The organism is Prevotella sp. oral taxon 475 (assembly GCF_018127805.1).
Taxonomy (GTDB): domain Bacteria; phylum Bacteroidota; class Bacteroidia; order Bacteroidales; family Bacteroidaceae; genus Prevotella.
This window is the reverse complement of record NZ_CP072334.1, coordinates 660,001-673,271: the sequence shown is the minus strand read 5'-3', so window position 1 is coordinate 673,271 and position 13,271 is coordinate 660,001. Positions and strand designations below refer to the sequence as shown.

The following is a 13,271-nucleotide window of genomic DNA, read 5'->3' as shown; positions in this document are numbered from 1 at the left end:
TACATCTTTACCTCTTTCACTCCTTATTCTTTCAACTCTTTTACTCCCAAAGATTGCAATCGCTCTACCACCAATGCGATGGCTCCATCACCTGTCACATTGCAAGCCGTACCGAAACTATCCATAGCAATATAGAGCGCAATCATCAGTGCTTGCTCGTTATCGCCGAATCCTAAGATGCTTCCCAGCGGTGCAAGAGCCGCCATAATGGCACCACCCGGCACGCCCGGAGCCGCCACCATAAAGATAGCCAGCACGAGAATGAAGTGAAGAAAGAGCGGGAAACCATGTGGCAAGCCCTCCATCAAAGCAATAGTGAGTGCGCAAGCCGTGATTTTCATCGCCGAACCGGAAAGATGCACCGTGGCACAAAGCGGAATAACAAAACCGGCCACACCCTCTGTCACGCCATTCTTAAGCGTCTGTCGAAGAGCCACCGGGATGGTAGCAGCAGAGGAAGACGTGCCCAACGCCGTGAGATAGGCCGGAAACATCGTGGCCAAGAGCCGAAACGGATTACGCCGAACGATACTCCCCGCAAGGAGATATTGATAGAGGAGCACAAAAATATGGAGAGCAAAAATCACAAGAATGATTTTAGCGAACACCGTCATCATCCGCATCACATCACCCCGAACGGTCATCGAAAGAAAGATGCCAAAGATATAAAGAGGCAACAGCGGAATGATGACGCGCTCGATGACGCGAGCAATCACCGTCTTAACTTCGCCGGCGACGTTGCGCAAGGTAGAAAGTCCACCGTAAGCGATGCCCAGTCCCAAGATGAACGACAGCACCAGAGCCGTCATCACGTCGAGTGGCGCAGGAATGTTGAGGGTAAAATAGGGCAAGATGTCGGCCGACTTCTCCACCGCGACAAGTCCATTCCCACCTCCGCCGATAAGCGACGGAAAGAAAGCCGAGCCGGTAGCGTAAGACAAAATAGCAGCCACGATCGTGTCGACATAGGCAATGGCGACGGTGATGAGCAGCAACCTGCCCGCTCCGCGACCGATGTCGGCTATCGCCGGAGTCACCAATCCCACGATGATGAGAGGAATACAGAACTGCAAAAACTCGCCGAAAAGACTGTTGAACGTGACAAACAACCGCACCAACGGCATCCCCATCACCCCACCGAGAAGAATTCCCAGCGTGATGGCAATCAAAATTCGAGGAAGAAGAGAGAGTTTCATAGATGATGGTATTTAGTGAATCAGTTGACGAGTTAACAAGTTGACGAGTTGACAACGATGTTTGTCAACAAAGGTGAGCCTCCTAAATGAAGGGGCTGGGAGGCTGTTTCCTGTCAACTCATCGACGGGACAGCCCCCACCCCCTTAACTTTGGTGGCCAGAACTATCCCAGTTTCTCAGCCATGGCACGACCCAAGGCACGACATTGTTCAGTCACTTCAGGCGTCAGAGCTTGCTTCATCTCCACGGGTTCGCCCACAGCTTCGAAATGCAGAGCCGTTTCGTTCCACTCCCGAATCTTGCTCACCGCCTTACTGGCCCAACCATAACTGCCAAACCAACCCAGGAGATGATCCTTGATATCGCGGTTGGCCAGTTCGCTCAACAGCACATCCATCTCATGATAAAGTCCCGTGTTGTAGGTAGGAGCCCCAACGATGAGCCCCTTATAGCGGAACACATCGCGGATGATATACGAGTGGTGTGTCTTCGAGACATTGTAGACCACGATATTCTTCACCCCCGCCTGACTGGCTGCGCGGGCTATTTCTTCGGCCATTCGCTCAGTATTTCCATACATCGTTCCGTAGCAAATGACAAGTCCCGGCTCGGTTTCATATCGGCTCATTCTATCGTACAGGCCCACCACTCGCTGGAGATGCTCATGCCAAACCGGCCCGTGGGTCGAGCAGATATAGTCGAACTGCTCGCCGGCCAACTTCTTCAATGCGTTCTGTACCGGCGTTCCATACTTCCCAACGATATTGGAATAATAACGAACCATCTCCAACCAGAACGGCTCGCAATTGATTTCGCTGTCCACCAATCCACCGTTCAGTGCGCCGAAACAGCCAAAAGCATCGCCCGTGAAGAGCGTCTGGCTGGCCTCGTCGAGGCTCATCATCGTCTCGGGCCAGTGCACCATCGGCGTAAGAAAGAACTTCAGCGTATGCCGTCCCAGGCAAAGCGTGTCGCCATTCTTCACTTCCACCTCGCCGCCCGAGAGGCCATAGAAGCCCTTCAGCAAGTCGAACGATTTCTTATTTCCCACCACCTGCACCTCGGGATAGTACTTCCGCATCAGCGCAAACGAGCCACTGTGGTCGGGCTCCATGTGATGGGTCACGATATAGTCGATAGGACGGTCGCCTATCACCTCGCGGATATTCTCGATGAACTGCGAAAAAAAGTCGGCCTCCACCGTATCGATCAAACACACCTTCTCGTCTACAATGAGATAAGAGTTGTACGACACACCGTTAGGCAACGGCCACAGTCCTTCAAACTTCTCTTTCTTTCGGTCGTTCACACCCACATAATAAGTGTCTTTTACTATTTCTATCATCTTTCCGTTTTTTATGTATAAGTATTTTCTTTTGCCCTATGTCTTGCCGCCAGGCGCAACACGGGCAGATGGCCGCCCTATGAGCATGCGTTGCAAAGGTAACGATTATCGACCGAACCGCGAAACACAACCCATCGATATTTCATCAACGCCAGCAAGCGAGTACAGAAAACGGGCCTTTTCATTGCTCCGCTCGCTTCTTTTTTGTAATATTGCATACACACAACTTATTGTCTGAAGGATATGCACCCATTAGAAAAATTCCGTTACTGCCCCTCTTGCGGCAGTACACACTTCGAGGCTTGCACCGAAAAGAGCAAAAAATGCCAAAACTGTGGATTTGAATACTTTCTCAATCCCAGCAGTGCCAACGTCGCTTTCATTGTCAACAAGAAAGGAGAATTGCTCGTAGAGCGGCGGAAAAACGAGCCCGCCAAGGGCACACTCGATCTTCCCGGTGGCTTTGCCGACCTTGGAGAGACGGCCGAAGAGGGCGTGAAGCGCGAGGTGAAAGAAGAGACCGGGCTCACCGTCACCTCCTGTCGCTACCTCTTCAGTCAGCCCAACGTCTATCTTTACTCCGGCATGCAAGTGCAAACGCTCGACCTTTTCTTCTGCTGCGAAGTGGAAGACGAACAGGCCCTCACGCCCATGGACGATGCCGCCGCCTGCATGTGGCTCTCGCCCGAAGACATTCATACCGAGCAATTCGGGCTTCGCTCCGTCCGTCAAGGCCTGTACGAATATCTGCAAATGCTGAAAAAGCACTCCTAACGCCCCACTCCTCTCTCCCATCTCTTAGCTTTTGCATTCCATTTTCTTAGCTTTTGCAAGGCGTTTTCTTAGCTTTCGCACTGCGTTTTCTTAGCTTTTGCAAAACGGTTGGCAAATGCTTGATTCTCAAGGATATCAATTCGGGGAAACTAACAACCCCATAACAGCTCTTTTCTCGCTATTGAAAAAGAACTGCTATGGGGTTGTTTGCGCACAAAAATGCTGACAACTCACCTGGGATTCCCCTGTCGATGCATCGCTACGAAGCATCGACAGCGTCTACCATTCATTCTCCCCAGGGATGCATCTCTCTGTCCGGGTCGGCATTTTCGTCCCATTCTTCCTCCTCGTCATAGAAGTTTTCCTTACTGCCGGCCTGACCTGGGCCTTGTTTCTTGCTGAAGAAAACGGGAACACCGCAGGTTTCGCCTTCTGCACCGATGTGCATCACCTCGATAAAGGGTGCTGTATATGGCTTTTTCATTCTTTTTGGGGTTTTAAAATTCTACTTCTGGTTTTTTATAATCAATCGGGTGAACTCACTTCACCAGCACTTTCCGGCCGTTGTGGATGTACACCCCGGCGCGGGTGGGCTGTGCTTTGAGGCGGATTCCCTCGAGGGTGAACCACTGCTCGCCCTGCTCGTGTCGAACCACGGGCGAGGAGATGCCGGTTGTTTCTCCGTCGTCGAAAATCAGACGGAAGCCTTTGGCATGCGCATTGCCCGTGAGCGAAGCGGGAAGCGAGAGATAAGCTCGGCCTTCGGGCACGTTGACGCCCGCAGACATATAGAAACCCATGTCGTAAGAGGCATCGCCGGGATGCCAGTAGAAGTTGAAGTTGCTGCCCGTTTTGCGCGGTACGGTGGTTCCTTCGCCGGGTTTGAGATAGTTGGTGGCGGGGGTAGGCATCACCGTAGCGGTGTAAGGGAGATAGAGTTCGTCGAAGGTGGCGGCGTTGCCTTTGAAGAGGAATCCGCCGGTGGTGGCGTTCAGACCTTCGTAGGTGGTAGCGGGCGAAGTGCCAAAACCCTTCACCGTACCGACGGCTGCAGGCGAGAGAGAGGCCAGGGTGAGGTCGCCCAGTTGCGGATCGACGCCGTCGTCGGCATATTGCTTGGCAATGTAGGCATCGAAGGTGGTAAACGGACTGCTATAAGCTGAAACCACAAGACTGGAAAGCGAAGGGGTGAAACCTACGTCGTTGGGCCCCAGCACTGCCGAATTGAGGCATTCGGCTTTCGTCATGGCGTTGCGCAGATCGTAAGCACTGGTGTAGGTGGTGCCGCCATAGACGGTTTCGGTCATCGCGGGCGAGATGCTGCCCGTGGCATACAGTGTGCCGGCGGTGCTCTTGGCTATCTTTCCCGGAGCATACACCATCATCCGCGACACGGGCACGTGCCATTTCTGAGCGTACAAAGCCGCTTTCCCCTCGGGCGCAATCAGGCGTCCGCCTTTCACATCCATAAAGATCTGCGAGTTGTCGTTCACCGTTCCGGCATCAATAATCTTGACTACCGTGGGATAAGCCATGAGATCAATCTGCCCGGAGCCGCCGTCGGTGATATTGCCGTTCAGCGTCAACTCTTTGATAGGAGCTCCAAAAAAGAGATTCGACCCCGTAATGTCTGTCACTTTAGGAATATTGACGGTTGTGAGGTGCTGGTTATACTGATCAGCATTAAAGAATCTACAGTTGTTAATCTTCTTTAGATTAGGCATATCTACCCTTTCGATGTTAGTGATATAATGCCCTATCTGTCCGGAAATCTCCTGCACATCGGGCAAAGAGAGGTGTTTGAGCGAGTAACAGTGAGGTGTAAAGAAATTGTCTTTAATCTTTGTAACACCCTTAATGGTAAGCGAAGTAGAGGAATTTGCAGTAAAAGAGCCCCAAGACACATTGATTTCGCAACCGTAAGGCAATTCGATGACACTCAGATTGCTGTTTTGCATAAATTGCTGTCCCTCTATCAGCATCAGTTTGGGAAGTTTCAAGTCGGTTAAAGCCGACAAAGAACTGAATATATCAAGCCCGTGAGTTGTTGCTCTTTCCAATTCCGGGAGATGTAATGTGGATAGCAGCAGCATTGAGGAGAGAGTGTGTGAAGAGTCAATCACTTTTAAAACAGGGAGCTGAAGAGAGGTGAGCTTAGGAAGATATTGTATATTGTAGCTCCCTTTGATAGTAGTCAGAGCTGGCAAATTGAGGGTTGCTAAATTCGATAAGTTACTGAGACTACTGCTAGAGTACATCTCTCTCAACTTGGGAAGATCGACAGAAGAAAGCATCGCGCAATCACTTAGAAAACTAACTCCATCGATTCTCTCTAAAAGCGGGAAACTAACAGAGGTCAATTTCGGCGCACTTCCGATCAATTCACACATCGAGAGGATCTCCAATTTAGGGAAAGAGATGGCGGTAAGGTTGTCACAATAACAGAATCGACCGTTACCGGTATACATAACTCTATCTACAGGCCCTGTAATTCTTTTGATAGAATTGCCCGTAATAGAAGTAGGAGATCCTGAAATGAAACTGTAACCTGTAAACTGAATGGCTGTTACGTTGTAGGTTCTTCCCCCATGCTGCACGGTTTCAGGGAAAACGATAGCCCCCGACGAGAGATGGCACTGCGTTATCGTGGCTTCATTGCCCGAAAAGGTGTAGGAGAAGTTTCCTATTTGCACTTGTGCATCGGCCTTATGCGGAGCCAATGCCAACAGCAGCACAGCAAACAGTGCTGCCAAAGGAAGATGTTGTAGTCTTTTTCTCATAACTCTGTTGTTTTTTATTGTTTAAATAAATGTTGATTCTTCTATACATTCAGTTCCAAACACGACAAGACCTGCAAAGAGATTCCGTAAAATCTCTTTGCAGGTCTTGTCGGTTGTTATTTATTTTGTAACTTACGCGCGCAGGTACACGAACCTTATATAAGTCTGCACCTGTGTGTGTGTGTGTGTGTGTGTGTGTGTTAGCAAAATATCTGATACATACAAGTATAAAGCATTAAAAAGCATAGAAAAACAACCTTTCTTTTCTACACTTTGGCGATTTAAAATGGAATCAACATGCCGATACTTCATACTTGATCTACACTCTTTTGCTGCTATCCTGTTGTTGATTCATCAAACAACATGTACGTTTAACGGGTACAAAGGTATGAAAAAAGGCTTTAAACTTGATCAACACTCGCCAAGTTTCTGCCTCAAAAGAGCGTAAAAAAAGCCTGATACTCTTCGTATCAGGCTCTCTTTTTCGGTATCTCACGCTGCCAAATCTCCTTTATAAAAGGTCTTTTATCATCTCCTTTTCTAAAGGATTAAGGCCGATCTTTTACCTTTGCACCGAACGAAGAGGGTTGATTGCCCATGACAAATTCGAGCGTTCCGCCACGCATGAGGTCGCGGAAGAGAAGATAAGAGCGTGTGTAAGGCTTGCCATTGAGGCGCGCACTTTGGATATAAATGTTCTCGGGGCTATTGTTATGCGCCACGATGCGGAATGTTTTTCCTTTTCCTACATGAAGAGTAGCCTCGTTGAAGAGCGGCGAACCAAAGACATATTTCCCTCCAGCGGGCTCCACTTGGTAAAGACCGAGCGAGGAAAGGATGTACCAAGCCGACATTTGTCCCACATCTTCGTTGCCGCACAGACCGTCAATATCATCGCGATAGAGGTTGTTCATGATGTAACGCAGTCGTGGTGCGGCCTTCCAAGGTTGCCCTACGTAGTTGTAGAGATAGAGAATGTGATGACTTGGCTCGTTGCCGTGGGCATATTGTCCTATCAGTCCGGTGATGTCGGGTGAAGCATCGGCCCCCATATCGGTGTCTTCGAGAAGGAAAAGCGAGTCGAGTTTCTGCGTAAAAGCCTTCTCGCTGCCGAACAACTTCACCAATCCACGCACGTCATGAGGCACTAACCAAACGTATTGCCAGGCATTTCCCTCGGTGTAATCGTCCTGTCGGTGAACCGAGTGAAAAGGATTGAACGGCTCGCGGAACTTCCCTTGCGAAGTAACCCCGCGCATAAAACCTGTCGAAGGATCGAAATAATGGTCGCGATAAGACTGACTACGCTTGAGGAAATAGCGATAATCGTCCATATGTCCCAGCTCTTTGGCCAGCAATGCCACACAAGCATCGGCCAAAGCATACTCCAAACCCTTTGCAACAGTTTCGAATTCAGGATCGAGATCGGTTGGTATATAGCCGTATTTCTTCAGCAGTCCCAGTCCGCGATCTTCTTTCAGAGCCGACGCTTTGGCTGCCTGGAACACCGCTTCACGGTCTACGTCATAGCCTTTCAGGGCAATATCCACAACGACAGGTATGCCCGGATTGCCCACCATACAGTCGGTTTCATTTCCAACAAGGTGCCACACGGGCAGTTTTCCTTGTTGTTGGAAGATGTGAAGCATCGTTTGAGCGATGTCTCGCTGCTTTTCGGGATGAATAATTGTCATGAGTGGATGTGCCGCACGATAAGTATCCCAAAGCGAAAAGGTGGTATAGTTTTGGAAGTCGGCCCGATGCACGCCACCGTCAGCCCCACGATAATCTCCGTTGACATCGCTGAACACAGAGGGAGCAAACATCGAATGATACATCGCCGTATAGAAAATGCGGCGTGCATGCTCGTCGGAAGTTTCGATACTGATTTTACTCAGTTCGCCGTTCCATTTCTTATCGGCCTCGGCGGCCACCTCACGGAAGTTCCACGCCGGCAGTTCAGCTTGCAGATTAGCCCGAGCGTTTTCGACACTCACAGCCGATATGCCCACCTTTACCATCAGCGGCGCATCGAGGACATCGGTTTCAAACACCACCACACTGTCGGCTTCATGACGATTCAACTGCATCGGCTGCGAGAACCGTGCCACAAAATACACCTGTTGATTCTTTGCCCAACCTGTAGACAGACGGAATCCCGTCACCTCCGTAGGCGAAGTCTGTTCGTAATGGCACTTTGTCATCTTATCCCAACCGATACCTTGATTCAGGTTCAGTAGCACATAGCCCTTCCGAACATCTGCCGGGAACGAATATCGATGAAAGGCCACACGGCAGGTAGCGGTGAGTTCCACCCTCACACCCGAGTTAAGGGTCACCGCATAGTAGCCCGGTCGGGCCCGTTCGCCCCGATGCGAGAACGCCACCTCTTTTTCTCCGGCCACGGTAGAAGGCAACAGAGCGATGTCGCCCAAGTCTCCGATTCCCGTTCCGCTAAGATGCATCTGTCCGAAGCCCACCATCACCGAGTCGCTATAATGATAACCCGAACACCAATCCCAGCCACGTTTGTGCTGAGTGGGCCCCACTTGCACCATACCATACGGCACATTGGCACCGAGGAACACATGTCCGTGTCCGCCCGTACCGATCAACGGGTCTACATATTGCGTATAGTTTTGCGCTATTGCTGCGGCCGACAGCAGCCATGCCGCCATCAAAGCCCCCATTTTTTTCTTCATTATCTTTTATAATTTATTGTTTCAGTTAGTTGATTTAAAGAAAAAGAGACGCCCTCTCAGGGTGTCTCTCCTGGTGATTCCGTTGGGGTTCGAACCCAAGACCCACAGCTTAGAAGGCTGTTGCTCTAATCCAACTGAGCTACGGAACCATGAAAAGGAGGCGAGAATCATGTCCAAGGCTCCTGCCGATAGACTTCCACTGCAAGGGTCACGCTATGCCTTGCACCCGCTTCTTTTCACGGTTGCAAAGGTATATAAAAATGTACGAAGTCCCAAATATTCGTCTTACAAATGTTGTGCGCTCTCGTTCTCAGCAGTCTTATCGCTCTTTGGTTCTACCGACGGTTGCAGATTCTTCGACCTACGCTTCACCTTGAACTTATCGAATCCATTGCCATAGACACCAATCACCGAACTTTGCGTCACAAAGGCATGCGGGTCGATTTCGTCGATCATGCTGAACACCTCGGAGGCTTCACGTTGTTTGGTGACGAGAACCAGCACCTTGAGTCGATTTCCCGAGTAATAGCCCGTGGCATCGATAACGGTGCAACTGCGATAGGGCGGAGTTCGAATCACGCGTTCGCAGATTTCCTCATGCCGTTCAGAGATAATGAGAAACTGAACCGACTTTCTTCCCATGCTCACCACCTGATCCAGCACAAACGAGACCACAATCAGCCCCACATATCCATAGATCACCTGTTCCCAGCTGTGCAAAACCACGTAACTCAACGTCACGATAATCATATCCACCAGCAGGATGACGCGTCCCAAAGAGATGTCTCGGTATTTGTTGATGATAGAGGCCACGATGTCCGACCCTCCCGAACTGCCGTGATAAGACAGTCCGAAACCCAGTCCGATGCCGCAAAAACACGACCCGATGATGCAAGCCATGAACGGTTCGCCCCGCAAAATCGTAGGATTGGGGAAGACATTGCGGAAGAGCGCAATGAAAGCCGTCATCATCAGCACGCCGTAGATGGTTTTGATGCAGAACTTCAGTCCGAGGATGCGCAACGCAATGGCCAGCAACACCACGTTCATGCTGAAGTAGGTGAACTGCACCGGCGTATGCGTTCCCCAGTAGATGATGGAAGAAAGGCCTGCCACGCCGCCCGAACTGATGTGATTGGGCAGATAGAAAGCCACCCACCCCAGACTGTAGAACATCATTCCGATGCCAATCATCACATAGTCGGTGAGTTCTCTGTAAACAGATTTGCGGTTAATGTCAATCATAATGCGGTTCGTTGAAGGGTAGGTGACTCGGCAGCAGAATCGCTTTTTCCTATAGCGCGGCGATGCACTCTACCTCTACAAGTGCGCCTTTGGGTAACGTTTTCACTGCTACGGCCGAGCGTGCGGGGAAAGGCTGCGCAAAGAATTCGGCGTAAACCTCGTTCATCGCTGCGAAATTGTCCATATCCGAAAGGAAGACGGTGGTTTTTACCACTTGGTTGAGATCGGCTCCGGCGGCCTGCAACACGTTGCGAGCATTGGTAAGCGACTGCCGAGTCTGCTCTTTCACACCGCCGGGAACAAACTCTCCCGTGGCGGGATCTACGGGTAGCTGACCGGATGCGAAGATCAGGCCGGCGGCCTGGATAGCCTGACTGTAAGGTCCGATGGCCTTGGGGGCTTTGTCTGTTAGGATAGCTTTCATCGTTTTTCTGTTTTACTATATATGTAATGTGAATTTCGTTTCACGGTTTTGCCTCGTACACCTCCTGCCACTCCCTTGCGATGCGTCGCAGGGGGCACTTGTTGTACCCTGCAAATTTAATAATAAAAAGAGAAATGGCAGGCACCTGCAAAGGATATTTTTCTTTCTTGCATGGCTCTCCGTCACCCTTGATTGGATGCACGAGGCCCAAGGGTGTTGCCATCTCTTAGCTTTTGCATGGCGTTTTCTTAGCTTTTACGACCCAAAAGCTAAGAAAACGCCATGCAAAAGCTAAGAGATGGTACAGTCGAGAGCCATCGTCCGTTTAGGAAACAGACGGAGCCAGAAACAAAAACGGCATTTCCAGGCGGACGAAAGTCCATCTGGAAATGCCGTTCTGGCTGCAACTCCCCTCGTCATCTCCTACTGAAAGATCGACCGACAGGGACTCTCCATCCACCGCTCTCTGAGCGTAGACAGACGGAGAGGACTTAAAACTGCTCGAGAATCTCGATGCGCTTCTGGGTATCGGGATGCGTACTGAAGAGTCCGCTCATGAAGCCCAACAATCCCGAATTCATCTCGTCGGGATGAACAATGAAGAGTTGCGCCACATCCTCTCGATTCACGTGGTCGAGACCCGGATTGTTCGAAATCTTTTTCAAGGCCGATGCCAGTGCCAAAGGGTTTCCGCAAAGTTCGGCTCCTCCTGCATCGGCCATGTATTCGCGTTTGCGCGAGATAGCAAAACGGGTGAGCGAGGTGAAGAAATAGGCTATCGCGCAGCACACGATGCCCACGAGCAGCACGACGAAGAAGACCGACAGGCCGCCTTTATCCTTCTCTCTGCGCCCGCTACCGGTCCACATCACATGATACATCGTCCGCACGATGAGACTCATCACAGTACTGATGATGCCCACGAAAATAATACTGGTGATGAGCAACCGGGTGTCGCGGTTGCGGATATGGGTGAGTTCGTGCCCGATGACGCCGGCGAGCTCGTCGTCATCAAGCAGGTCGAGCATACCCGTTGTCAACGTCACGGCATAACTTTTAGAGTTGATTCCGCTGGCGAAGGCGTTCAGTTGCCGGTCGTTCACGATGTTGATGGCGGGCATCTCCATGTTGCACGTCATGCAAAGATTCTCCACAATGTTGTACACCCGTGGGTTTTCCCGACGCTCGAGCGGACGAGACCGAACGGCTCGACTCACCATCGAGGCATTGGCAAAATAGGCAATGGCAAACCATACGCCTACAATGCCCACCACCCACGGTAGCGTTTGCAGGAAATAGGCATTCACCGTGGCGATGTCGAGTTGCCGAATGAGCTGCCCCGAGGCATCATAACTGCTATTGCCGAAATAGTTGACCAATGCCAGAAAGCCCCACACCGTGACCAGAATGATGAGCGGAAACAAAAGCAACAACAACACGCTGAGCATGTTGTTGCGCCTGATTTGGGTTTGCATTCCTACGTATTTCATCTGCAAGAGCCATTGAACGGTCAGAATTTCACCTCGGGGGCTTTGTCCATCTCGGCGCGTTGCTCCTGCGGAATCTCAAACATCGGTTCTTTTTGGAAACCGAACATCCGCGCAAAAAGATTCGACGGGAAAGTCTGCACGGCGTTGTTGAACTCTCGTGTGGCTGAGTTGAAGAACCGCCGAACGGCTGCCAACTTATTTTCCAAATCGGAAATCTCCTGCTGCAACTGCATAAAATTGGTATTCGCCTTGAGCTCGGGATAGGCCTCGAGCGAGACTTTCAGTCCGGCCAACGCACTGGACAAGAGATTCTCGGCCTGCACCTTGTCGTTGATACTCGTCGCACCCATCGCCGCAGCACGGGCCTCGGTCACTCGTTGAAACGTCGCCCGCTCGTGTTCGGCATATCCTTTCACTGTCGCTACCAACTGCGGCACGAGGTCATGACGCTGTTTCAACTGTACATCGATGTTGGCAAAAGCATTCTCACGGTTGTTGCGCAACTTCACAAGATTGTTGTAAATACTCACTCCCCAAATCACCAACACGGCAATAATGCCCAATGCGATGATGAATGTCATGTTGTTCATAAATCTTTTTTTGAATGATTATCAGACACAAAGATAGCACAAAGACGAGAAATCGCCAAACTCAGACTCCCGCTTGCAGTTCAAACCCTCCTCTACAACGTAAAAGGGACGGGCCTAAAGTGGCTCGTCCCTTCTGCATTTCTTCATGCCGGATGCAGCTCAAACACCGCTATTCCGTCATCTTCATCGCCTTTTTCACTTTCTCGAAATACCGTTGCGTACGCCGCACACTGTACTTCATTCCGCCGTTCCACGAACGTATCGCCTTCTCAACGTCGTTCATCGGATTGTGTATCGCCTGTATCAAGAGAAACATTTCTTTCGATTTCGACACACTCAGTCGGTCAACCAATCGATACTTTCCGCTTTTTTTCAGCTTTTTGAGAATCTGATTGCACTCTGCAACCAAAATCGGCGTAATCTGCATGACCCCAACCGATTGCCCACATCTGGCCAGTCTGTTTCCGTTGCTTTCTACCTTGATGATGGCTTCCATCACTGGTGTCCAATCAAATCTTCCTTCCTGGCCCTTCTCTTCATTTCCTTCCGCCAAGACTTTGCCTGGCCATAAACATAAAATTGTAAAACATAAACATACAATTTTCTTCAATCTCTCCATAATAACATATTTATGGAACCTAAGCAACATCATCATCAAAAAAACCTGATTTGCTCGCGACTATTGCTTTATGAGAAATAAGTTAAGCCATAGTCTCAGTCCCGTT

Annotated in this window: 11 protein-coding genes and 1 tRNA gene; 1 reads left to right on the top strand and 11 read right to left on the bottom strand. The window is 50.3% G+C overall.

Features of this window, described 5'->3' with window-relative positions:
• Positions 1-23: 23 nt before the first annotated feature.
• Positions 24-1,196, bottom strand: coding sequence for a dicarboxylate/amino acid:cation symporter (locus tag J5A66_RS02555; protein WP_211790895.1), 1,173 nt, complete (start codon positions 1,194-1,196; stop codon positions 24-26).
• A gap of 163 nt (positions 1,197-1,359) precedes the next feature.
• Positions 1,360-2,541, bottom strand: a complete 1,182-nt coding sequence (locus J5A66_RS02550) for an FprA family A-type flavoprotein (protein ID WP_211790894.1) — start codon at positions 2,539-2,541, stop codon at positions 1,360-1,362.
• A gap of 243 nt (positions 2,542-2,784) precedes the next feature.
• On the opposite strand from J5A66_RS02550, the gene J5A66_RS02545 reads away from it, so the two are divergent.
• Positions 2,785-3,315, top strand: a complete 531-nt coding sequence (locus J5A66_RS02545) for an NUDIX domain-containing protein (protein WP_211790893.1) — start codon at positions 2,785-2,787, stop codon at positions 3,313-3,315.
• A gap of 286 nt (positions 3,316-3,601) precedes the next feature.
• Here the strand turns inward: J5A66_RS02545 and J5A66_RS02540 are convergent, their stop codons facing one another.
• The 9 genes from J5A66_RS02540 to J5A66_RS02500 form a co-directional block, all read right to left on the bottom strand.
• Entirely contained in the window at positions 3,602-3,799 is a 198-nt protein-coding gene (locus tag J5A66_RS02540) for a hypothetical protein (RefSeq protein WP_211790892.1), read from the bottom strand.
• A gap of 55 nt (positions 3,800-3,854) precedes the next feature.
• Positions 3,855-6,095, bottom strand: coding sequence for a leucine-rich repeat protein (locus tag J5A66_RS02535; protein WP_211790891.1), 2,241 nt, complete (start codon positions 6,093-6,095; stop codon positions 3,855-3,857).
• Positions 6,096-6,643: 548 nt separating this feature from the next.
• Positions 6,644-8,797 carry a GH92 family glycosyl hydrolase gene (locus J5A66_RS02530; RefSeq protein WP_249110008.1) on the bottom strand — a complete coding sequence of 718 codons (2,154 nt, stop codon included), beginning with the start codon at positions 8,795-8,797 and terminating at the stop codon, positions 6,644-6,646.
• Between the two features lie 71 nt (positions 8,798-8,868).
• Positions 8,869-8,946: transfer RNA gene (locus J5A66_RS02525), tRNA-Arg, on the bottom strand.
• 136 nt (positions 8,947-9,082) lie between these two features.
• Positions 9,083-10,042, bottom strand: a complete 960-nt coding sequence (locus J5A66_RS02520; RefSeq protein WP_211790890.1) for a YitT family protein — start codon at positions 10,040-10,042, stop codon at positions 9,083-9,085.
• A gap of 49 nt (positions 10,043-10,091) precedes the next feature.
• Positions 10,092-10,466, bottom strand: coding sequence for a RidA family protein (locus J5A66_RS02515; RefSeq protein ID WP_211790889.1), 375 nt, complete (start codon positions 10,464-10,466; stop codon positions 10,092-10,094).
• A 491-nt stretch (positions 10,467-10,957) separates the two neighbouring features.
• On the bottom strand, positions 10,958-11,956 hold the full coding sequence (locus J5A66_RS02510) for a M48 family metallopeptidase (protein WP_211790888.1): 999 nt from the start codon (positions 11,954-11,956) through the stop codon (positions 10,958-10,960).
• A gap of 20 nt (positions 11,957-11,976) precedes the next feature.
• Positions 11,977-12,537 (bottom strand): LemA family protein, encoded by a 561-nt coding sequence (locus J5A66_RS02505; protein ID WP_211791403.1) that lies wholly within the window; start codon positions 12,535-12,537, stop codon positions 11,977-11,979.
• A 178-nt stretch (positions 12,538-12,715) separates the two neighbouring features.
• Positions 12,716-13,042: a lytic transglycosylase domain-containing protein gene (locus tag J5A66_RS02500; protein WP_371742867.1), complete on the bottom strand. Its 327-nt coding sequence runs from the start codon at positions 13,040-13,042 to the stop codon at positions 12,716-12,718.
• Positions 13,043-13,271 lie beyond the last annotated feature (229 nt).